Source organism: Streptomyces sp. NBC_01546 (genome assembly GCF_045208355.1).
Lineage (GTDB): Bacteria > Actinomycetota > Actinomycetes > Streptomycetales > Streptomycetaceae > Streptomyces.
Map to the genome: position 1 here is coordinate 4,797,978 of NZ_CP109379.1, position 22,375 is coordinate 4,820,352.

16 protein-coding genes, 1 tRNA gene and 2 pseudogenes are annotated in these 22,375 nt (G+C 71.5%); 15 read left to right on the plus strand and 4 right to left on the minus strand.

Features of this window, described 5'->3' with window-relative positions; all coding sequences use genetic code 11:
* Positions 1–348: 348 nt before the first annotated feature.
* Complete coding sequence (locus OHA89_RS22065) at positions 349–1,884, minus strand: potassium/proton antiporter (protein ID WP_266609450.1); 1,536 nt, start codon at positions 1,882–1,884, stop codon at positions 349–351.
* Positions 1,885–2,108: 224 nt separating this feature from the next.
* Between OHA89_RS22065 and OHA89_RS22070 the strand changes: the two genes are divergently transcribed.
* Complete coding sequence (locus OHA89_RS22070; RefSeq protein ID WP_266609451.1) at positions 2,109–4,940, plus strand: penicillin acylase family protein; 2,832 nt, start codon at positions 2,109–2,111, stop codon at positions 4,938–4,940.
* Here OHA89_RS22070 and OHA89_RS22075 read toward each other — a convergent pair.
* Positions 4,930–5,565 carry a 5-formyltetrahydrofolate cyclo-ligase gene (locus OHA89_RS22075; protein WP_266609452.1) on the minus strand — a complete coding sequence of 212 codons (636 nt, stop codon included), beginning with the start codon at positions 5,563–5,565 and terminating at the stop codon, positions 4,930–4,932. The genes OHA89_RS22070 and OHA89_RS22075 overlap by 11 nt on opposite strands.
* A gap of 95 nt (positions 5,566–5,660) precedes the next feature.
* Here OHA89_RS22075 and galU point away from each other — a divergent pair, with 95 nt between their 5' ends.
* The 10 genes from galU (at position 5,661) to OHA89_RS22125 (ending at position 17,411) form a co-directional block, all read left to right on the plus strand.
* Positions 5,661–6,563: a UTP--glucose-1-phosphate uridylyltransferase GalU gene (gene galU / locus OHA89_RS22080; protein WP_215144665.1), complete on the plus strand. Its 903-nt coding sequence runs from the start codon at positions 5,661–5,663 to the stop codon at positions 6,561–6,563.
* A gap of 4 nt (positions 6,564–6,567) precedes the next feature.
* Positions 6,568–7,905 (plus strand): gephyrin-like molybdotransferase Glp, encoded by a 1,338-nt coding sequence (gene glp / locus OHA89_RS22085; protein WP_406366909.1) that lies wholly within the window; start codon positions 6,568–6,570, stop codon positions 7,903–7,905.
* A 74-nt stretch (positions 7,906–7,979) separates the two neighbouring features.
* Entirely contained in the window at positions 7,980–8,459 is a 480-nt protein-coding gene (gene moaC / locus OHA89_RS22090; RefSeq protein WP_215144669.1) for a cyclic pyranopterin monophosphate synthase MoaC, read from the plus strand.
* A gap of 41 nt (positions 8,460–8,500) precedes the next feature.
* A complete protein-coding gene (locus tag OHA89_RS22095) occupies positions 8,501–9,043 on the plus strand; it encodes a molybdenum cofactor biosynthesis protein B (RefSeq protein ID WP_215144750.1) in 543 nt (180 codons plus the stop codon).
* On the plus strand, positions 9,040–9,669 hold the full coding sequence (locus OHA89_RS22100) for a GNAT family N-acetyltransferase (protein WP_215144752.1): 630 nt from the start codon (positions 9,040–9,042) through the stop codon (positions 9,667–9,669). The genes OHA89_RS22095 and OHA89_RS22100 overlap by 4 nt, the downstream gene beginning before the upstream one ends.
* A gap of 159 nt (positions 9,670–9,828) precedes the next feature.
* Positions 9,829–10,863 carry a hypothetical protein gene (locus OHA89_RS22105; protein WP_266609454.1) on the plus strand — a complete coding sequence of 345 codons (1,035 nt, stop codon included), beginning with the start codon at positions 9,829–9,831 and terminating at the stop codon, positions 10,861–10,863.
* A 78-nt stretch (positions 10,864–10,941) separates the two neighbouring features.
* Positions 10,942–11,015 (plus strand) — tRNA-Ala (locus OHA89_RS22110).
* A 473-nt stretch (positions 11,016–11,488) separates the two neighbouring features.
* A complete protein-coding gene (locus OHA89_RS22115; RefSeq protein WP_406366910.1) occupies positions 11,489–11,866 on the plus strand; it encodes a hypothetical protein in 378 nt (125 codons plus the stop codon).
* Between the two features lie 131 nt (positions 11,867–11,997).
* Positions 11,998–15,984 (plus strand): hypothetical protein, encoded by a 3,987-nt coding sequence (locus tag OHA89_RS22120; RefSeq protein ID WP_406366911.1) that lies wholly within the window; start codon positions 11,998–12,000, stop codon positions 15,982–15,984.
* An 86-nt stretch (positions 15,985–16,070) separates the two neighbouring features.
* Positions 16,071–17,411, plus strand: a complete 1,341-nt coding sequence (locus tag OHA89_RS22125) for a CoA transferase (protein ID WP_406366912.1) — start codon at positions 16,071–16,073, stop codon at positions 17,409–17,411.
* A 27-nt stretch (positions 17,412–17,438) separates the two neighbouring features.
* On the opposite strand, the gene OHA89_RS22130 is transcribed toward OHA89_RS22125, so the two are convergent.
* Positions 17,439–17,942 carry a GNAT family N-acetyltransferase gene (locus tag OHA89_RS22130; protein ID WP_266609457.1) on the minus strand — a complete coding sequence of 168 codons (504 nt, stop codon included), beginning with the start codon at positions 17,940–17,942 and terminating at the stop codon, positions 17,439–17,441.
* Between the two features lie 38 nt (positions 17,943–17,980).
* Here OHA89_RS22130 and OHA89_RS22135 point away from each other — a divergent pair.
* Positions 17,981–18,604, plus strand: a pseudogene (locus OHA89_RS22135) (exodeoxyribonuclease III); the annotation flags it as partial.
* Here OHA89_RS22135 and OHA89_RS22140 read toward each other — a convergent pair.
* Positions 18,603–18,890, minus strand: a pseudogene (locus OHA89_RS22140) (MerR family transcriptional regulator); the annotation flags it as partial. The pseudogenes OHA89_RS22135 and OHA89_RS22140 overlap by 2 nt on opposite strands.
* Before the next feature lie 105 nt (positions 18,891–18,995).
* Here OHA89_RS22140 and OHA89_RS22145 point away from each other — a divergent pair.
* Genes OHA89_RS22145 through OHA89_RS22155 form a run of 3 tightly spaced genes read left to right on the plus strand, consistent with a single transcriptional unit; the run spans position 18,996 to position 22,371 of the window.
* Complete coding sequence (locus OHA89_RS22145) at positions 18,996–20,558, plus strand: NAD(P)/FAD-dependent oxidoreductase (protein ID WP_257555922.1); 1,563 nt, start codon at positions 18,996–18,998, stop codon at positions 20,556–20,558.
* The gene (locus OHA89_RS22150) at positions 20,555–21,490 is read left to right on the plus strand and encodes an alpha/beta fold hydrolase (RefSeq protein ID WP_266609460.1); all 936 of its coding nucleotides are present in this window, start codon (positions 20,555–20,557) and stop codon (positions 21,488–21,490) included. The genes OHA89_RS22145 and OHA89_RS22150 overlap by 4 nt, the downstream gene beginning before the upstream one ends.
* Entirely contained in the window at positions 21,487–22,371 is an 885-nt protein-coding gene (locus OHA89_RS22155) for an SDR family oxidoreductase (RefSeq protein WP_257555925.1), read from the plus strand. Before OHA89_RS22150 ends, OHA89_RS22155 begins: the two co-directional genes overlap by 4 nt.
* The last annotated feature ends 4 nt before the right edge of the window (positions 22,372–22,375 follow it).

Below are 22,375 nucleotides of genomic sequence, written 5' to 3' on the forward strand. Positions count from 1 at the left end.
GGCACGTCGCCTTGTGAGCGACCGTGCCCGTACATGTGGGATCCCCGAGAGCTGTCCTCTTGCGCAGAACCGAGTGATACCTGGGCGCCCACTGCGGGAGGGAGCCACGGCCGCTTTGCGGTCGCGCCAGCTCTGCGTCAGGCAGAGTTGGTTCGATCTGTTGTGCCTTAATCGTACAGGGGAATCCACTACCACGCCCTGTGATTGTGGCGACAAGGTGTGTCTTCAGCTGCGATTAACGGGACCTTCGTCTTTGAGGTCCCTAGAAATAGGGGCAAAAGCGGTCAGACGACACCGAAAATGGCCGAATTAGAACGCCGCTCTAAAGTCTGACTCCACCGGTACGCGTCACCCGCGCGAGCCCGGCCGCCCGTTCCCGCCCGTCCCCAGCCACCCGGCCAGCTTGCCGCCCCGGGCCACCGCGCGCAGCCGCGCCTCGGCCGCGTCCCGTACCGGATCCGTGGCCACCACCAGAAGTTCGTCCCCGCGCCGCAGCACGGTCGACGGCAGCGGTACGAAGCTCTTGCCCTCCCGGACCACCAGGGTGACCGAGGCCCCCGGCGGCAGCCGCAGCTCGCTCACCTCGACGCCGTGCATGCGCGAGGCCGGCGGGATCGCGAAGGAGAGCAGGTGCCCGCGCAGCTTCTCCAGCGGCGCCGACTCGATGCCGAGGTCCGAGGCGGTCTCGTCGGTCTCCCCGAGTTCCAGCTTGCGCGCCAGCCAGGGCAGGGTCGGCCCCTGCACCAGGGTGTAGACGACGACCAGTACGAAGACGATGTTGAAGACGCGGTCGCTGCCCTCGATCCCGGACACCATCGGGATGGTCGCCAGGATGATGGGCACGGCTCCGCGCAGGCCCGCCCAGGACATCAGGACCTGCTCCCGCCACGGAATCCGGAAGGGCAGCAGGCTGACGAAGACCTCCAGCGGCCGCGCCAGCATCGTGAGGACCAGTCCGATGACCACGGCGGGCCAGAAGTCGTGCACCAGCTCGTGCGGGGTGACCAGCAGGCCGAGCAGGACGAACATGCCGATCTGCGCGATCCAGCCGAGGCCGTCCGCGAACCCCCGCGTGGCCGGCCAGTGCGGGAGCTTGGCGTTGCCGAGCACCATCGCCGCCAGGTACACGGCGAGGAAGCCGGAGCCGTGCGCCAGCGCGCCGGCCGCGTACGCCGTCACGGCGATCGCCATCACGGCGATGGGGTAGAGGCCGGAGGCGGGCAGTGCCACGTGCCGCAGGCCGTAGGCGCCGAGGAAGCCGACCGTCAGGCCGATCGCGACGCCGATGACCAGCTCCAGGGCGATCTTGCCGAGGAGGACGTACCAGTCGTCGATCGGCCCGACGGTGGCGAAGGCCACGACCAGGATGACGACCGGTGCGTCGTTGAAGCCGGACTCCGCCTCGAGGACGCCCGTGATCCGGGAGGGGAGCGGGACCTTGCGCAGGACGGAGAAGACGGCCGCCGCGTCGGTCGAGGAGACGACCGCGCCGATCAGCAGGGCCTGGCGCCATTCCAGCCCGACCAGGTAGTGCGCCCCCGCGGCCGTGACGCCGACGCTGACCGCGACGCCCACCAGCGACAGCACGATCGCGGCCGGCAGGGCCGGTTTGATCTCTTTCCACTTGGTGCCCAGACCACCCTCGGCGAGGATCACGACGAGTGCGGCATAACCGATGACCTGCGTCAGCTCGGCATTGTCGAATACGACGTTGCCGATGCCGTCCTGGCCTATCGCGATGCCTATGCCGAGGTAGATGAGCAGGCTGGGGAGGCCGCTGCGTGAAGAGATGCGTACCGCCGCGACGGCGACGAGCAGCACGAGCGAGCAGACCAGCAGAAGCTCATTGAGCGTGTGGACAGTCAGCGGGCGACCCTTCCTCAAAGCGCGCGGAGGATCCGGCGGATCGTTCCTCCAGCGGCAGGTTCAGTGGCTAGTTCGTTACCTTACCTAATCTTTGACGTTCCCTTTACTTGATAGCCACATTGTGAAACGCCCGTTCCCCCTTGTCCTTGCCACCTCGACCCCTGGCGGATCAACGAGTCAGGTCCTGCGCCTATGGTTGCTCCCAGCACTCCCAGGACCACCCTGCCCCTCTAAGGACAGCGATGCCCGCCAACGAAACCGCTCCTTCCGTCAAGAAGAAGGGACGACGTGCCCGTCTGATCGTGCTCGTGCTGGTCCTGGCGCTCTTCGCGGGCCTCGGCTACGGGGCGTACTGGGGCGTGGACAGCGTGCGCGCCTCCTTCCCCCAGACGACCGGCTCCCTCAAGCTGCCGGGGCTCACCGGCACCGTCGACGTCAAGCGCGATGCCCACGGCATCCCCCAGCTCTACGCCGACAACGACGACGACCTCTTCCGCGCGCAGGGCTTCGTCCAGGCGCAGGACCGGTTCTGGGAGATGGACGTACGCCGCCACATGACCTCCGGGCGGCTCTCGGAGATGTTCGGCTCCGGCCAGGTCGAGACCGACGCTTTCCTGCGCACGCTGGGCTGGCGCCAGGTCGCCCAGGCCGAGTACGACAGCAAGCTTTCGCCGGAGACCAAGAAGAACCTCCAGTCCTACGCCGACGGGGTCAACGCGTACCTGAAGGGGAAGTCCGGCAAGGACCTCTCCGTCGAGCACGCCGCCCTCAAGCTCAGCGGTGACTACCAGCCCGAGCAGTGGTCGCCGGTGGACTCGGTGGCCTGGCTCAAGGCGATGGCGTGGGACCTGCGCGGCAACATGCAGGACGAGATCGACCGCGCGCTGATGTCGAGCAAGCTCTCGCAGGCGCAGATCGACGAGCTCTACCCGCCCTACCCCTTCGATCGGAACAAGCCGATCGTCGACGGCGGCAAGATCGAGGGCGGCAAGTACGTACCCCAGGGATCCGGCGGCTCCGCCTCCACGGGCGGCGGCTCCGGCTCGGGCGGCGGCTCCGCGCAGGGCTCCCAGGCCTCCACCGGGACGGGCAGCGGCCTCGCCGACAACGCCACCGCCCAGGGCGCCGGCGTCGGCCTGCGCACCCAGCTGACCTCCCTCGCCAAGACCCTGGACCAGATCCCGGCGATCCTCGGCCCCAACGGCAGCGGCATCGGATCGAACTCCTGGGTGATCTCGGGCCGCTACACGACCACCGGCAAGCCGCTGCTCGCGAACGACCCGCACCTGTCGCCGCAGCTGCCCTCGGTCTGGTACCAGATGGGCCTGCACTGCCGCACGGCCTCGGCCCAGTGCCAGTACGACGTGGCCGGCTACACCTTCTCCGGAATGCCCGGCGTGATAATCGGGCACAACACCGACATCGCCTGGGGCATGACCAACCTCGGCGCGGACGTCACCGACCTCTACCTCGAGCAGGTCAAGCCCGAGGGCTACGTCTACGACGGCAAGGTGATCCCCTTCGCCACCCGTGACGAGGTGATCAAGGTCGCGGGCGGCGCCAGCAAGAACATGAAGGTCCGCATCACCAACAACGGTCCGCTGGTCTCCGACCGCAGCGACGAGCTCGGCACGGTCGGCTCCCGCGCCCCCGTCGCCAGCTCCGCCCCCGACCGCGGCAACGGCTACGCCGTCGCCCTGCGCTGGACCGCCCTGGAACCGGGCAAGTCGATGGACGCGGTCTTCAAGCTGAACAAGGCCAAGGACTTCAACGAGTTCCGCAAGGCCGCCGCCGACTTCGATGTGCCCTCCCAGAACCTGATCTACGCCGACGGCAAGGGTCAGTCCGGCAACATCGGCTACCAGGCCCCGGGCCGGATCCCGGTCCGCGGCCAAGGCGTCGACGGCCGGATGCCCGCGCCGGGCTGGGACTCCAAGTACGCCTGGAAGACCGGCAAGGACGGCAACGTCGAGTACATCCCGCAGAACGAGCTGCCCTACGAGTCCAACCCCTCGCGCGGCTACATCGTCACCGCCAACCAGGCGGTCGTGGAGAGCGGCACCGGCGCCGGCAAGTACCCGTACCTGCTGACCACCGACTGGGGCTACGGCGCCCGCAGCCAGCGGATCAACGACCTCATCGAGGCGAAGATCAAGGACAGCGGCCGGATCTCGACCGACGACATGCGCGCCATGCAGATGGACAACAGCAGCGAGATCGCCGCGCTGCTGACCCCGATGCTGGCCAAGATCGAGGTCTCCGACCCGGACGTGCGCTCCGCGCAGAAGCTCCTGGAGGGCTGGAACTACACCCAGGAGAACGACTCGGCCGCCGCCGCCTACTTCAACGCGGTCTGGCGCAACATCCTCAAGCTGTCCTTCGGCGACAAGATGCCCAAGGAGCTGCGGATCGAGGGCAGCTGCATGAACGTCCGTGCCGACAGCGGCCCGGCCGACGAGCTCTCCGAGGTGGTCCGCGAATGCGGCGCCCGCGGCTCCGACTCGGCGCAGCCGGACGGCGGTGACCGCTGGTTCGAGGTGGTCCGCCGCCTGGTCAAGGACGAGAAGTCGGCGTGGTGGAGCTCGCCCAAGAAGGGCTTCCGCCAGCCGGCGACCACCACCCGCGACGAGCTGTTCGCGCGGGCCATGGAGGACGCCCGCTGGGAGCTGACCGCCAAGCTCGGCAAGGACCAGTCCACCTGGAGCTGGGGCCGGCTGCACCAGCTGACGCTGAAGAACCAGACGATCGGCACCGAGGGCCCCGGCTTCATGCAGTGGCTCCTCAACCGCGGCCCGTGGAACCTGGGCGGCGGCGAGGCCACCGTCAACGCGACCGGCTGGAACGCCTCCAGCGGCTACGGGGTCACCTGGGTGCCGTCGATGCGGATGGTCGTGAACCTCAACGACCTCGACAAGTCCCGCTGGATCAACCTGACGGGCGCCTCGGGGCACGCGTACAACTCGCACTACACCGACCAGACGACGATGTGGGCCAAGGGCGAGCTGCTGGACTGGCCGTTCGGCAAGGACGCGGTCGACAAGGCGACGGTCGACACCCTCACGCTCAAGCCGTGAGGCCGGGGCCGAGGCCTCGGAAACGGACCACCCCCGACGGGGTGGCCACCGCCTGAACGGGGTGGTCGTGCGGTTCCTCCGGGACCCGCGCGACCACCTCGTCGTCGTAGAGGAGCACGACCAGCGCGGGATGCGCCCCGGCGCGCTCCAGCCGCTCCAGGACCCGGTCGTACGAGCCCCCGCCGCGGCCCAGGCGCATCCCGCGGGCGTCCACCGCGAGCCCGGGCAGCAGCACGGCGCCGGCCGTGGTCACCGCGTCCGGACCGAGCGCCGGGCCGGTCGGCTCCAGCAGCCGCATCTTCCCCGGGTGCGCGGTCTCGGCGAGGCCCTGCGAGCCCTCGTACACCGCCCAGTCGAGGTCGTTGTCGGGCAGCAGCAGGGGCAGCAGTACACGCTTGCCGGCCGCGCGCAGGGCGTCGAGCAGGGCGTGGGTGCCGGGTTCCGTACCGACGGAGACGTACGCCGCCACCGTGTCGGCACCGGCCAGTTCGGGCAGCTCGAGGGCCCTGACGGCGAGCGCGCCGGCAGCCGTGCGGCAGGCGTCGGGGGACAAGGCGCGGCGGGCGGCCAGGAGTTCCCGGCGCAGTCGAGCTTTGGTGGACGCGGGGTGCGGGTTCTCTGTCACAGCGGATTCAAATATCCTCGGGAAATCGGCACATAAGTGGACCTACCTACTGCGATCTGGCCTGGGGTTCGGCAGGACCCACTATCGTTCGGGGCATGACTATGTTGCACCCCGTGATCAAGAAGGCCGTGATTCCGGCTGCGGGCCTCGGTACTCGCTTCCTCCCGGCGACCAAGGCGACCCCGAAGGAAATGCTCCCCGTTGTGGACAAGCCGGCCATTCAGTACGTGGTCGAGGAAGCCGTGGCGGCCGGGCTCGACGACATACTCATGATCACTGGGCGTAACAAGCGCGCCCTCGAAGACCACTTCGACCGGAACTACGAGCTGGAGTCGGCCCTCATCGCCAAGGGCGACGACGACCGGCTGAAGAAGGTCCAGGAATCCAGCGACCTCGCGACCATGCACTACGTCCGCCAGGGCGACCCCCGGGGCCTCGGCCACGCCGTCCTGTGCGCCGAGCCGCACGTCGGCCGCGAGCCCTTCGCCGTCCTGCTCGGTGACGACCTCATCGACCCGCGCGACCCGCTGCTGCGTCAGATGTCCGACATCTACGCCCGCACCGGCGGCACCGTCATCGCGCTCATGGAGGTGGACCCGGCCAGCGTGCACCTCTACGGCTGCGCCGCCGTCGAGGCCACCGACGAGGAGGACGTGGTCCGGATCACCGGCCTCGTCGAGAAGCCGGACCCCGAGGACGCCCCCAGCAACTACGCGGTCATCGGACGCTACGTACTCAACCCCGCGATCTTCGACATACTGCGGGAGACCGAGCCGGGCCGCGGTGGGGAGATCCAGCTCACCGACGCCCTGCAGAAGCTGGCCGCCGACGAGACCATCGGCGGTCCGGTGCACGGAGTGGTCTTCCGGGGCCGCCGCTACGACACCGGCGACCGCGGCGACTACCTGCGGGCCATCGTCCGCCTCGCGTGCGAGCGCGAGGACCTGGGCCCGGAGTTCCGCACCTGGCTTCACCGTTACGTCACGGAGGAGATGTAGCACCTTGACCAGTTCCGCACCGCAGGACACCGGCCACCGTCTGTGGTCCGTGGACGAGCACCTCGCGGACATCCTCGCCACCGTCCGGCCGCTGGAGCCCATCGAGCTCCAGCTGCTCGACGCCCAGGGCTGTGTCCTGGTCGAGGACGTCACCGTGCCCGTCGCCCTCCCGCCCTTCGACAACAGCTCCATGGACGGCTACGCCGTCCGTACGGCCGACGTCCAGGGCGCGAGCGAGGAGTTCCCCGCGGTGCTGACGGTCATCGGGGACGTCGCGGCGGGCAGCGGTGAGCTGCCCACCGTGGGCCCCGGCGAAGCCGCCCGCATCATGACCGGCGCCCCGCTGCCGCCCGGCGCGGAAGCCGTCGTACCGGTCGAGTGGACCGACGGCGGCACGGGCGGGGGCGCGGCCTCCGGGATGACCCCGGCCAGCGCGGCCCCCGAGGGCGCGGGCGGCGAGGTGCGGGTGCACCGCGCCGCCGAGGCCCGGGCGCACGTCCGCGCGCGCGGCAGCGACGTACAGGCCGGCGACCTGGCCCTGGCGGCCGGGACCGTCCTCGGGCCGCCGCAGATCGCCCTGCTGGCCGCCATCGGGCGCGGCACCGTACGGGTGCGGCCGCGCCCGCGCGTGGTCGTCCTGTCCACCGGCAGCGAGCTGGTCCAGCCGGGCGAGGCGCTGACCTCGGGGACGATCTACGACTCCAACAGCTTCGCGCTGGCCGCGGCCGCACGGGACGCCGGGGCCATCGCCTACCGGGTCGGCGCCGTCGCGGACGACGCCGACACCCTGCGCTCGACCATCGAGGACCAGCTGATCCGGGCCGACCTGCTGGTCACCACGGGCGGGGTCAGCGTCGGCGCGTACGACGTGGTCAAGGAGGCGCTGACCTCGGTGGCCGGCGGCGACGAGGACATCGCCGGCGGCGGGATCGACTTCCGCAAGCTCGCCATGCAGCCCGGTAAGCCGCAGGGCTTCGGCACCATCGGCCCGGACCACACCCCGCTGCTGGCGCTGCCCGGCAACCCGGTGTCCTCGTACGTCTCCTTCGAGCTGTTCGTGCGCCCCGCGATCCGCGCGCTCATGGGCCTGCCGGAGTCCGAGGTGGGCCGGCCGTCCGTACGGGCGGTCCTCAAGGCCGACGAGGCGCTCGGCTCACCGGCCGGCCGGCGGCAGTTCCTGCGCGGCAAGTACGACGCCGAGAGCGGGACGGTCAGCCCGGTCGGCGGATCGGGCTCGCACCTGATCGCCGCACTGGCCCACGCCGACTCGCTGATGGTCGTACCGGAGGAGGTCACCTCGGTGGAGCCCGGGAGCGAGCTGGAAGTGGTCCTGCTCGGCTGAGGACCGGCAGGTGCGGGTAGCGTGTTGCATCACACAGGTCCCTCGGGGGCCCGGACGGAAGCGGCACGCAGAGTATGAGCACGCAGAGCAGGCTGACCCACATCGACGAGGCCGGCGCGGCCCGGATGGTCGACGTCTCGGAGAAGGACGTCACCACCCGGACGGCCCGCGCCAGCGGACGGGTACTCGTCTCCCCCCGGGTGATCGAGCTGCTGCGCGGCGAGGGCGTCCCCAAGGGCGATGCCCTCGCCACCGCGCGGATCGCCGGGATCATGGGCGCGAAGAGGACCCCCGACCTGATCCCGCTCTGCCACCCGCTGGCCGTCTCGGGTGTCAAGGTCGACCTGACCGTCGCCGACGACGCCGTCGAGATCCTCGCCACCGTGAAGACGACCGACCGTACGGGCGTGGAGATGGAGGCCCTGACCGCGGTCGCGGTCGCCGGGCTCACGGTGATCGACATGGTGAAGGCCGTGGACAAGGGCGCGGTCATCACGGACGTGCGGGTGGAGGAGAAGACCGGCGGGAAGTCCGGCGACTGGGCGCGCTCGTGAACGCCCCGCGCGGCGGCGAGGTGCACAGCCACGTCTCCCCGGTGGCCGCCCCGGCCCCGGCGCCCGCTGCGGCTCCTTCCTCGCTGCGCGGCCTGGTGGTCACGGCCTCGAACCGGGCCTCGCAGGGCGTGTACGCCGACAAGGGCGGTCCGCTGCTGGCCGAGGCGCTGGAGAAGCTCGGTTTCGCGGTGGACGGCCCCCGGGTCGTCCCCGACGGCGATCCCGTCGAGCAGGCGCTGCGGGAGGGCGTGGCCGCCGGCTACGACGTCATCCTGACCACAGGCGGGACCGGCATCTCGCCGACCGACCGCACCCCGGACGCCACGGCGCGGGTGCTGGACTACGAGATTCCGGGCATCCCGCAGGCCATCCGCGCCGAAGGGCTGGCGAAGGTGCCGACCGCGGCCCTGTCCCGGGGCCTCGCGGGCGTGGCGGGACACACCCTGATCGTCAACCTGCCGGGTTCGACGGGCGGGGTGCGCGACGGCCTCGCCGTCCTGTCCCGCATCCTCCCGCACGCCGTGGACCAGATCCGCGGCGGCGACCACCCCAGACCCGCGGAACCTTCCGGGAGCACGAGCTGAACGGTCCATCCTGGCCGGTCGTCCTGACGGACGGCGATGTCACGCTCCGGCCGATAAAGCTGCGGGACCAGAAGATGTGGCGCGAGGTCAACCGCCGCAACCGCGACTGGCTCCGGCCGTGGGAGGCCACGATTCCGCCGCCCGCGCCGTGGGGGCCGGTGATCCAGCGGCCGACGTACCGCCAGATGGTCCGCCACCTGCGGGCGGAGGCGAACGCGGGCCGCATGCTGCCGTTCGTGATCGAGTACCAGGGCCGTCTCGTCGGCCAGCTCACGGTCGCCGGGATCACCTGGGGCTCGATGTGCGCGGGCCACATCGGCTACTGGGTGGACCGCGACGTCGCGGGCCGCGGCGTGATGCCGACGGCGGTCGCGCTCGCGGTGGACCACTGTTTCGGGAAGGTCGGGCTGCACCGGATCGAGGTGTGCATCCGCCCCGAGAACGGGCCGAGCCGGCGCGTGGTGGAGAAGCTGGGCCTGCGCGAGGAGGGACTGCGGCCGCGCTACCTGCACATCGACGGGGCCTGGCGGGACCACCTGGTGTACGCGGTCACGGCGGAGGAGGTGCCGGAGGGGCTGCTGCGCCGCTGGCACCGGTCACGCCACTCGCAGTCCCCGCCGAAATGAAGAAACGAATATCCGTTCGAATTAAGACCTGCACGGAACCGATTCGCCCATAACCTGATCCGAAGAGTCACAAAAAAAGTCCGTGATATCAGCGAGATCGCGCGACACACCGGCCCAATTGGCCGATCCCCTCGCCCGTACCCCTCTACGGTGTGAGGTGTGAGCAGCAGCGGCCTCATCTACGCAGTCATTGTCGGGGCCTGGGCCGCCTACTTGGTGCCCATGTGGCTCCGGAGGCAGGACGAGCTGAACGAAGCCCGTCCGACGGAACGCTTCTCCACTGCCATTCGGCTGCTTTCCGGCCGGGCGGGAATGGAGCGCCGTTACGCCAAGGGGCTGCGTGAGCGCGGTGACGAGGAGGCGGACCCCCAGCCCCAAGCGGACCCGGACGCCGCGACGGAAACGGTGAATTCCGTTGACGCCGACGCCCGGGCCGTCGTCGTGCCCCCGACCAGGGCGGAGCCGAGACCGGCTGCCGCCGAGCGGGAGCAGCGCGCGGAGCGGGCCCGGCGCGAGCAGCGCCTCCAGGTCCTCGCGCGCCGTCGGCGCACCACCGCGCTCCTGTTCCTCGTCTTCACCCTCGGCGCGGTCGTCGCGGCGGTCGGCGGGCTGCGCTTCCTGTGGGCCCCGGCCGTGCCCGCCCTGCTGCTGAGCGCGTACATCGTGCACCTGCGGGTCCAGGAGCGCCGGCGCTACGAGTTCACGATGGACCGGCGCCGTGCCGAGGCCGCCGCGCGGCACCTGCGGGAGAACCGCCCGCGCCGCCGCGAGCCTGAGGCCGGCGTGGGCAGCGACCCGGACCCCGCCCCACCGGTCTCCCCGCAGGAGGCCGGACGGCGCGCGCTGGTCGAGCAGACCGACCACGCCGAGTGGGTGGACCAGCAGCGCGAGCGCGAACGCGGCCCCGCCCGCGGTGACAGCTGGGAGCCCGTCCCGGTCCCGCTGCCCACGTACGTGACGGCCCCGGTCGCCCCGCGCGCCACCGGCCCGGCGACCCCGGACGCCTGGAGCGCGACCCGCTCCAGCACGGCCGAGCCGACGGAACCCCGCCTGCGCGCCCAGCCCGCGGTCCCGGCCCCGAAGACTGAGTCGAAGCCCCCGAGCACCCCGCGCCCGCGCGGCCGCGACCGCGGCCGCACCCCGCTGTTCGACCAGTACGAGAGCGAAGACCGCCCGCGCGCCGCGAACGAGTGATCGGTGACCTGCGCGGACGCTCCTGAATACGCGTTTTGGAGCACCCGCGCCGGGATGCTAATGTTTCACACGTCGCAAGGGCCTGTGGCGCAGTCTGGTAGCGCACCTCGTTCGCATCGAGGGGGTCTGGGGTTCAAATCCCCACAGGTCCACAGACGACAATTCTCGAGTAGCTCTCGAGGATCGTCACGAGATCCCGTTCAGCCGAAAGGCTGGGCGGGATCTCGGCGTTTGCGGGTTGATCACTTGGGGTGGGAGGTGTGCTGAGGTGACGAACTCCGGAATCCGGTGCGTGGCCGGACTCGCGTTGCTCGCGTCGGTCACAGCTTGTGGAAGCTCGACGAAGCCTCAACAACCGCTGCCGGCCTCTGAGCTGCAACCGCTGTCGGCTGCTGAGCTGCGAACACACCTCCTGCCCGCAAGTCTGCCGGGCGGCTGGACCTCTGTGGCGGATCCCGAGGACGAGAACCCGAAGGGAGCCTCGGGCGCGGCGGCAACACCGCCGTCCTGTACGGACCTTCTCGACGGGCAGACTGTTGTGGATGCGAGTACGACGGCGTCGTCTGCGTCCGCAAGAGCCACGTTCAGCGGCGGAAAGTCCGCTGGGGGCGGCGTCATCCCCGGCATGGAAACGCTCTACTCGCTCCCGGGTGACGGTGCGCACCAGGCGATGCAGGACATGCGCAACCTGGTGGGCCGGTGCCGGAGCGTGGATCTGCCACGCGCGTCATGGGAGCCTGCCGAGACCGCCGGTTTCGCCGTCGCCGAAGGCCCCCGGCTCGGAGACGAGAGCCTCGTCATCCAGGCGGTGGTCACGACGAGCACCACGGGTGACTCGCAACGCGCTGACGCGACTGTCGTACGCGTGGGCGGTTCGCTCGTGGTCATCAGCACCGTCCTCTCGCTGACCCGGGCGGAGGCCGATACCGTCGCGACGTTCGTGCCCGCTGCCGTGGCGCAGGTCAAGTCGGACCATCCCGAGCCGGTCGACGCGGTCTCGTGACACCCGCTTTCCCGGTGCTACGTACTCACGCGTAAACCCCCTGCGAACCTCCAGCACCAGGTGGTTAAACTCCCCCTGCCCGTAACTCCCGTGATGGCACCGGGGTCGGGATCGCTTGAACTGGGGGGTTCATGAACTTGCTGCCCATTGGCAGAAGAACGCGCGGAAGACGGGGAAGAGGCCGCGGGGCTGTTGCCGCAGGCGCCCTGCTGCTCGCCGTACTGACCGCGGTCGGCGGCCAGACCGGATCCGCGTTCGCGGCGGCCGCGCCGCCCGAGGCCACCGCCGCGCCGCAGGCCGAGCCCACCGCGCCGGCCGCGGCCGGGCCCAAGGCTCCGCCGAAGGCGGACCCGAAGGCCGACCACGAGGCCGCCGCCCGTGCGCTCGAGAAGAGCGACGTGGCGGAGGCCTGCCCGGCGGCCCTCGCGCCGCACACGACCGTCAACTGCACGGTCGAGCCCTACAAGACGGTCTCCTTCACGCTCGCGCTGCCGCAGCAGAAGGACGTGGTGCTCCTCGAGGTCCTCGCCACGCGGGGATGGGCCTACCCCAAGCTGATCGCGCCGGACGGCGCGGCGGTGACCTGCGAGAGCGTCACCGCCTACTCGAGCGGGGTGCTCCGCTGCCCCACCGGCCAGGCGGGGACGTACACGCTGGAGGTCAGGGACAACAGCGGCATGGAGAACGACATCGCGGTGTCGTACGTCCCGCTGCTCTCCTCCACCGCCTGCAAGGCGGTCGGCGCCGCCGACCGCAAGCTCGGTGCCCCGACCGTGTTCCACGGTTCGCTGGCCGTCGGCTCGGCGGGCGACTGCTACACGCTGGACCTTGCCGCGAACGACGTGCTGCGCACGCACGCCTCCACCTACCGGGTGCTGCAGACGGTCTACGACGCCACCGGCAAGGAGATCTGCACCTCGCGGAGCCACGAGGGCGACACGCTCGACTGCAAGCTCACGGGCACCGCGCCGTACCGGATGTCGGTGCTGCAGGGCTCGGGCGCCGAGCAGACCTACGACGTCACCGTGGCGCGGCTCTCCAATCCGGAGGGCTGCGCGGTGGTGGAGCCGCAGGCGTTCGGGACCGCTCCTGACCTGAGCTCCACGGCACGCTGCCGCACCCTGCGGGTCACGCAGGCCGGCGTGTACGCCTTCGAGCCGGTCTCCTCCGGTGCCGCCCCGTACGGCGGGCTGTTCGCGTCCGACGGCACTCCGGTCGCCGACTGCGCCCAGGGCACCTGCCAGCTGGCTCCCGGTGACCGCACCTGGGTCGTCGACCCCCGCAGCGCCGCCGAAGCCGGTGCGTTCGGGATGGCCTTCCACTCCGCCAAGGAGACCCGCGGCTGCACCGCGACCCACGACAACGGCCTGGTGGCCGGTCCGGCCGCCGGCACGTTCGGGGGACCCGGGCAGAAGCTCTGCCTGACGCTTCCCACCGCCACCGGCAAGGGCGTCTACCTGATCAACCGGCCGCCCGCCGAGGGCACGAACGCCACCGTCGTCGTCTACGACGCGGCGGGCGCCGAGCAGTGCAAGAACGACGGCCGCTTCTACACCGTCTGCAAGCTGACCGGCACCGCGCCGTTCCGCGCCGTGCTGAGCGGCACCCCGGCCCTGGCGTACGGCCTGGTCGTCCACCGCACCGGCGAGACCGCGGGCTGCACCGCCTGGCAGCAGACCGGCTTCGACGGCACCTGGGGCGCCGAGGTCTCGCTGACCCCGGCCGACCCGCTGCGCTGCATGAGCGTGCCGGCGGACCGGCACTCCACCGCGGAGATGCTCGACTACGCCAACAACGCCAACACGGTGAACGCGTCGGTCCGGCTGATCGACCCCGCGGGCAACGAGGCCTGCTCCACGGTCGGTTCCTCCACCACCATCTGCACGCTCGCGGCCGGTGTCACCTACACCGCCCCGCTGATCCTCGCGGGCTGGCAGCCGGACACGTACAAGCTGGTCCGGCGTGACGTATCGGCGACCGCGAAGTGCGCCGCGCCCGCCTCGACGGCAGTCGGCGGCCAGTCGCTCCCGCTGGACCTGACCTCCGCGCTCGACGCCCGCTGCGTGCGGGTCACCGGCGCGGCCACGGACAAGATCTGGCTGAGCTCGCGGACCCTCGCGGACCCGCGGTACGCACCGTCGACGCTGCTGATGGCGGTCGACGCCAACGGCAAGTACCTCTGCCGCGGTGCCTCCTGCCGGGTCACCGGCTCGACCTCGTACGTGGCGATCGTGCTGGCCTCCGGTTACAAGGACAAGCCGATCCACACCGACGTGGACACCTGGAGGGTGGGCACGGCGGCCGGCTGGGCGCCGGAGTGCACCGCCAACCCCATCTCGGTCAACGGCTTCCCGGCGCGGAGCGGGGTGCTCTCCGAGTCCTCGACGGGCTACTGCGCCGTGATCGACGTGAAGCCCAATCAGGCGTTCAAGATCGCCGGCACCACCAGCACGACCACCAACGAGAACCCGTCGCTGAACCTGCACGGTGCCGCTCAGTGGACGAGCACGGGCGTCGAGTTCCAGTGCAACCAGTCGTGGGGCGTGTTCGGTGCCCGGTGCCTGACCCTCGGGAACGCCGAGGCCGGCCAGGCCGTTCTCCTGCTGAGCGCCGGTCGCAGTGCCACGCCCGTGGAGTTCAGCATGCAGGGACTGTGCGACTCCGAGTGCGTCTACCCGCAACCGGGGGCTCTGCCCACGTCGATCAGCCCCGCGACCGGCGCCGCCGGGACGCAGACCCACGCCGTCGTCCGCGGTACGGGGCTCACCCTGGACAGCAAGATCCATCTGGTGCGCAGTGACATCGGGGGCGATCCGAGGCCGGTCATGAAGGTGCTCTCCGTGAACACCGACGGCACCGCTCTCGATGTGCTGGTCGACACCAACGGGCTGGAGCCGGGCACCTACGACGTGGTGCGCGACGGCTACGTGTCCACTCCCGGAGTGCCCTCTCCGGGCTACCTGCCGAAGGCGTACACGGTGACGGCGGCCGCGGCCGCGGCGAAGAGCCGGTTCGTGCCGATCACGCCCTCGCGGTTCCTGGACACGCGTGACGGCACCGGGGCGACGAAGGCGCGGGTCGGTCCGGGTGGCGTGGTCACCCTTCAGGTGGCCGGCGTCAAGGGCGTCCCGGCGACCGGGGTGACCGCGGTCGTCATGAACGTGACCGCCGTCAACCCGACCGAAGCCGGGCACGTGATGGTGTACCCGAACGGGCAGCCGAAGCCCTCGGTGTCCAACCTCAACTTCTCGGCCGGGCAGATCGTCCCCAACCTGGTGACGGTCCCGGTCGTGAACGGCAAGGTGGACCTGCGCAACAACGCCGGTTCGGTGGACCTGATCGCGGACGTGACCGGGTACTTCACCGACAAGGCCGCGACCGGCTCGGCATTCACGCCGATCACGCCGTCGCGGTTCCTGGACACGCGTGACGGCACCGGGGCCAACAAGGCCCGGGTCGGTCCCGGTGGGGTCGTGACCCTGCAGGTGGCCGGTGTGAAGGGTGTTCCGGCGAGCGGGGTGACCGCGGTCGTCATGAACGTGACCGCCGTCAACCCGACCGAGGCCGGGCACGTGACCGTCTACCCGAACGGGCAGGCGGCGCCGGGGGTGTCGAACCTCAACTTCACCGCCGGGCAGGTCGTCCCCAACCTGGTGACCGTTCCGGTCGTCAACGGCAAGGTCGACCTGCGCAACAACTCGGGCTCGGTGGACCTGATCGCCGACGTCACGGGCTACTACTCGGCGAACGGGTCGACGTTCTCGGCCGGTTCCCCGGTGCGGCTGCTCGACACCCGCACCGGCACCGGCGCCCGCGCCGGGGCCGTCGGCCAGGGCGGCGTCGTCAGCCTCCAGGTCGCAGGGGTCGAGGGCGTGCCGCTGACCGGGGTGACCGCGGTGGTCCTCAACGTCACCGTCACCAACCCCACCCAGGACGGTCACCTCATCGTCCAGCCGCACGGGGTCGCACGTCCCAACGTGTCGAACCTCAACTTCCTGGCCGGCCAGACCGTCTCCAACCTGGTCGTGGTCCCGGTCGTGGACGGTCGGGTGACCTTCTACAACAACACCGGTTCAGCCGATGTGATCGCCGACCTGAACGGCTGGTTCACCTCCTGACCGACCTGTGCGAACACCGAGGGGCCCGTCCGATCTCGCGATCGAACGGGCCCCTCGGCCGTGAAAAACGGCCTGAGAATGGGCCCATGACGATCACGGGTGAGCAGGACGGCGCGACGGCGCAGGCGTGGGGTGCGCTCGGTGGGGCACCGGAGCTCGCCGGGCGGGTGCGGTACCGCGGGGCGCCGGGGCTGGGGCAGGGGCCGCTGCCCGTACGGGAGTTGGCGCGGGCCACCGTCGGAGCGTGCGCCCTGGCCGCGGCGGAGCTGGCCGCCGTACGGGCCGGGGGCGGGGCGGCCGACGCGGACCCGTCCGCCGTGGACGAGGGCGCGGTGGCCACGGCCTTCGTCAGCGAGCGGCACCTGCGGGTGCGGGGGCGGGAGCCGGTGAACTTCGCGCCGCTGTCCGGCTTCTGGCGGGGGGCGGACGGCTGGGTGCGCACCCACGCCAACTATCCGCACCACGAGGCCGCGCTGGTACGGGCCCTGGGGCTGCGGTCCGCGACGCCGGAGGCGCTACGGGCCGCGGTGGCGGGCCGGACGGCCGCCGAGGTGCAGGAACGCGTGTACGGGGAGGGCGGGCTCGCGGTCGCGGTGGCGCAGGAGTACGGGGACCCGCGGCCGCTGGTCGAGGCCGCAGGGGAGTCCGGGGCGCCGGGCCGGACGCTCGGGCGGGCCCCCGCAGGGCTGCCCGCGGCCGGGGTGCGGGTGCTGGACCTGACCCGGGTGATCGCGGGGCCGGTCGCGACGCGCACGCTCGGAATGCTGGGCGCGGACGTGCTGCGGATCGACTCGCCGGGGCTGCCGGAGGCGCCCGACACGTATGCGGACACCGGCTTCGGCAAGCGGTCGGCGCTGCTGGACCTCGCGGCCACGGCGGACCGGACGGTGTTCGAGGGGCTGCTGGCCGAGGCGGACGTGGTGGTGACCGGATACCGGCCGGGTGCGCTGGAGCGGCACGGGCTCGGGGCGGCGGAACTGCTGGAGCGGCGGCCGGGGCTGGTGGTGGCCCAGCTGTGCGCGTGGGGCTGGGACGGGCCGTGGGCCGGGCGGCGGGGGTTCGACTCGCTGGTGCAGGCGGGCTACGGGATCGCCGCGCGGTACGCCGGTCCGGGCGGCGTGCCGGGGGTGCTGCCGGCGCAGGCGCTCGACCACGGCACGGGGTACCTGGTGGCGGCCGGTGTCCTGCGGGCGCTGGCGGAGGGGGGCGGGCGCGCCCTGCGGTTCTCCCTGGCGGGAACGGCATCGTGGCTGGTCCGCGACGTCCCGGCGGCCGGGCCCGCTGCCTCGGGGTACGCGGCGGAGCCGTGGCTGCGGGAAACGGACTCGGGATACGGCCCGCTCCGGTACGCCGCCGGCCCCTTCGGGGACTGGGCCCGCGGGCCCTCCCGCTGGGGCACGGACCGGGCCGCCTGGCTCCCGCGTTAGGGCCTCTGGAGCGGTGCGAGGGACGCGTCAAGAAGGAGAATGCAGCAGTTTCGTCATGCAGCGGCTGGAGTCGTGGAAGCGGTAGTGGCCGAACTTGGCGGACAGGGCGTAGCCGGCGGACAGGTAGAGGGATATCGCCTCCGGCTGCTGGTCGCCCGTCTCCAGGACCATCCGGGTACGGCCCGCCGCGCGGGCGTCGTCCTCGAGCACTGCCAGGATCCGGCGGGCCAGGCCCAGGCCGCGGGCCTCCGGTATGACGTACATGCGCTTCAGCTCGGCGTCGCCGTCCGAGTAGCCCTCGTCGTTCTGCTCCTGGCCGCGCCACCCGCCGCTGGCGACGGGCGCGCCCGCGGCGTCGTACGCCAGCAGGTAGAGGCCCCGCGGCGGGACGAACATGGCGGGGTCGAGGAAGGTGGCGTCGCCCTCGCCGTCGTTGTACCGCGCCTGGTACTCCAGCTGGACCTGGTCACTGAGTTTGACCGCGTCCGGGTGGTCGTAAGGCACTGGCTGGAGCTGGATCCCGTGAGACATCCGGACATCGTACGGAACCCTGCCGCTATGGTGCAGGGATGCTCATCGTGACCTCCGTGAATGTGAATGGGATCCGCGCTGCCGCCAAGAAGGGCTTCGGGGCGTGGCTCGAGGGATCCGACGCCGACGTGGTCTGCCTTCAGGAGGTACGGGCCGAGGAGGGGCAGATTCCGGACGAGGTCCGGAGCCCCGAGGGCTGGCACACCGTGTTCGCGCCGGCCGCCGCCAAGGGCCGGGCCGGGGTCGCGCTCTACACGCGCCGCGCGCCCGAGCGCGTGCAGGTGGGGTTCGGGAGTGACGAGTTCGACACGAGCGGGCGGTACCTCGAGATCGACCTGCCCGGCGTGACCGTCGCCAGCCTCTACCTGCCCTCCGGTGAGGCCGGGACCGAGAAGCAGGAGGAGAAGTACCGCTTCATGGCGGAGTTCCACACCTACCTCCAGGCGCTGAAGACGCGGGCCGCCGGGGACGGGCGCGAGGTCGTGGTCTGCGGGGACTGGAACATCTGCCACCAGGAAGCCGACCTCAAGAACTGGAAGACGAACAGGAAGAACGCGGGCTTCCTTCCCGAGGAGCGGGACTGGCTGGGGAAGGTGTACGGCGAGGCCGGTTACGTCGACGTCGTGCGGGCGCTGCACCCCGACACGGAGGGCCCGACCAGCCGATGCCGAGCAGCTCGCCGAGCTGGCTGACGTCGCGGCCGCTTTCGAAGGCGGCGGTCAGTTCCGCGATGCCGCCGAGGGTGTGGCCGCGCTCCAGCAGGGCGGCGATGGTGCGCAGCCGGGCCAGGTGGTGGTCGTCGTACCAGGCGATGCGGCCCTCGCGGCGCGGCGGCGGGAGCAGTTTTCGCTCGCGGTAGAAGCGCAGGGTGCGGACCGGGATGCCGGCCGCCTCGGCCAGCTCCTCCGTACGGTATTCGCGCACTGTCGTCCCCGCTTCCCTGTCCACCACGGACGAAGCCTATGGCGTACCCCCGGTAACTTTCCGGGCGCGACCCCTACCCATGAGTACGAGGCTGCTCTACTCTCCCGATTGTGCCAGTGATTGCTGGCAATGTTGCAGATGCGGAAGGCGGCGGGCATGGGCGGCATGGGCGAGCACGTACGCGTGGCGGTGATCGGGTCCGGATTCGGCGGGCTCGGCGCGGCCGTACGGCTGCGGCGCGAGGGGATCACGGACTTCGTCGTACTGGAGCGCGCCGACTCGGTCGGCGGGACCTGGCGCGACAACAGCTATCCGGGGTGCGCGTGCGATGTCCCCTCGCACCTGTACTCCTTCTCCTTCGCGCCCAACCCGGACTGGCCCCGGACCTTCTCCGGGCAGCCGGCCATCCGGGAGTACCTCGAGCACGTCGCCGACACCTTCGGGCTGCGCCGGCACATCCGGCTCGGCCACGAGGTCCTGATGATGCGCTGGGACGCGGACGAGCTGCGCTGGGAGATCGAGACCTCGGCCGGAACGCTCACCGCGGACGTCGTGGTCTCGGCGACCGGGCCGCTGTCCGACCCCAGGATGCCGGAGGTCCCGGGACTCGCCGAGTTCCCCGGCAAGGTCTTCCACTCCGCGCGCTGGGACCACGACTACGACCTCGCCGGCAAGCGCGTCGCCATGATCGGTACGGGCGCTTCCGCCATCCAGATCGTGCCCGCCATCGCACCCGACGTGGAGCGGCTGACCCTCTTCCAGCGGACCCCGCCGTGGGTGATGCCGCGCACCGACCGGGCCATAACGGCCGTGGAGCGCTGGCTGCACCGCCAGCTGCCCTTCACCCGGGCGGCGCGGCGCGGGCTGCTGTGGGGCATCCGGGAACTGCAGGTCAGCGCCTTCACCAAGCGGCCGAACCAGCTCGGGCTCATCGAATCGCTGGCCAAGGCCAACATGGCGCGCTCGATCAAGGACCCGGCGCTGCGCGCCAAGCTGACGCCCTCCTACCGGATCGGCTGCAAGCGGATCCTGCTCTCCAGCGAGTACTACCCGGCGCTGGCGCGGCCCAACGTGGATCTGGTCGCCTCCGGGCTGAAGGAGATCCGCGGCTCGGTCCTGGTCGCCGCCGACGGTACGGAGACCGAGGTCGACGCGATCGTCTTCGGCACCGGCTTCCACGTCACGGACATGCCGATCGCCGACCGGGTGGTGGGCGCGGAGGGCAAGACCCTCGCGGACGAGTGGAAGGACGGGATGCAGTCGCTGCGCGGGGCCACCGCGGCCGGCTTCCCCAACTGGATGACGATCATCGGCCCGAACACCGGGCTCGGTAACAGCTCGATGATCCTCATGATCGAGTCGCAGCTCAACTACATGGCCGACTACCTGCGGCAGATGGGCGTGTTGGGCGGGCGGGTCGCGCTGGCGGCCAGGCCCTCGGCCGTGAACAAATGGAACCGGCAGGTCCAGACCCGGATGGAGCGCACGGTGTGGAACACCGGAGGCTGCACCAGCTGGTACCTCGACGCCCAGGGGCGCAACACCACCGTCTGGCCCGGCACCACGGGCGAGTTCCGCCGTGAGACGCGGAGCGTCGATCTGGGGGAGTACGAGGTCGTACGGGTACGGGAGCGCGAGCGGGTCCCGGCCCCCGTGGGGTCCGGGGCTGAAGAGGCGGAGGGCGCCGCGTGAGCCGCCTGACGCACGTCATGTCCGGGCCCTACGCACCGCCCGCCGCCCGGCGCGAGCTCGTCGCCGACTCCGCCGACGGGGCCCGGCTGCACGTCGAGGTCCACGGGGACGAGGGCGCGCCGGCCGTGGTGCTGGCGCACGGCTGGACCTGTTCCACCGCGTTCTGGGCCGCGCAGATACGGGAACTGGCGAAGGACCACCGGGTCATCGCCTACGACCAGCGCGGCCACGGCCGCAGCCCCGCCGCCCTGGCCCACAGCACCACCGCCCTCGCCGACGACCTGGTGGCCGTGCTCAAGGCCGCCCTCGCCCCCGGGGAGCGGGCGGTCGTCGCCGGGCACTCCATGGGCGGCATGACGATCATGGCCGCCGCAGCCCGGCCGGAGTTCGCCGAGCACGCCGCGGCCGCGCTGCTGTGCAGCACCGGCAGCGCCCGGCTGGTCGCCGAGTCGAAGGTCCTGCCGCTGCGCCCCGGGCGCGTGCGGACCCGTGTCACCGGCGCGGTCCTCGGGTCCCGGGCGCCGCTCGGCCCGGTCACGCCCGTCGCCAGGAAGATCCTCAAGTACGCCACCATGGGCCCCGGTTCCGCGCCCGACAAGGTCGAGGCGTGCGCCCGTATCGTGCACGCCTGCCCCACCCGGGTCCGGCACGCGTGGTCCCAGGTGCTGGCCGGGCTGGACCTGGACGCCGACGTGGCCCGGCTCACCGTGCCCACCGCCGTCATCGGCGGCAAGAACGACCGGCTCACGCCCGTCGTGCACGCCCGGCGACTCGCGGCCGCGCTGCCGAACTGCGTGGGCCTGACCGAGCTCACCGGCATGGGGCACATGACCCCGATCGAGGCCCCGGAGGCCGTCACCAACGCCGTGCGCGAGCTGGCCGCGCAGTTCTTGGATCAGCACGGCCTCGACCAGAAGGAGAAGACGTCGTGAGCGCTCGCAGGAGTCTGGAAGGCCAGGTCGCCGTCGTCACCGGCGCCGCCCGCGGGGTCGGCGAGCTGCTGGCCCGCAAACTCTCCGCGCGCGGCGCGCGGATCGCGCTCGTCGGCCTGGAGCCGGAAGCCCTCAAGGAGGTCTCCGAGCGGCTGCACACCGACAGCGACCACTGGTACGCCGACGTCACCGACCACGAGGCCATGGCCCGGGTCGCGCAGGAGATCAAGCAGCGCTTCGGCAAGGTCGACATCGTCGTCGCCAACGCGGGCGTGGCCGCCGGCGGGCCCTTCGCCGACTCCGACCCCGACGCCTGGCGCCGGGTGATCGAGGTCAACCTCATCGGCGGCGCCGTCACCGCCCGGGCCTTCCTGCCGGTCCTGACGGAGAGCCGCGGCTACTTCCTCCAGATCGCCTCGCTCGCCGCGATCACCCCGGCGCCGATGATGACCGCCTACTGCGCCTCCAAGTCCGGCGTCGAGGCCTTCGCCCACTGCCTGCGCGCCGAGGTCGGCTACAAGGGAGTCAAGGTCGGCGTCGGCTACCTCTCCTGGACCGACACCGACATGGTGCGCGGGGCCGACCAGGACGAGGTCATGCGGGAGCTGCGCCAGCGCCTGCCGTGGCCCTCCAACCGCACGTACCCGCTGGGTCCGGCCGTCGACCGGATCGTCGCGGGCATCGAGCGGCGCTCGGCGCACGTGTACGCGCAGTGGTGGCTGCGCGGCATGCAGGGGGTGCGCGGTTACCTGCCGGCGGTCATCGGGGCGGTCGGGCAGCGCGAGATGAAGCGGTTCGAGCCGCGGCTGGCCGGTGTTTCCAAGGGACTTGTGGGAGCGGGCGGGGCCGCGGACGAGCGGGAGCGCACGCAGAGTAACTGATCGA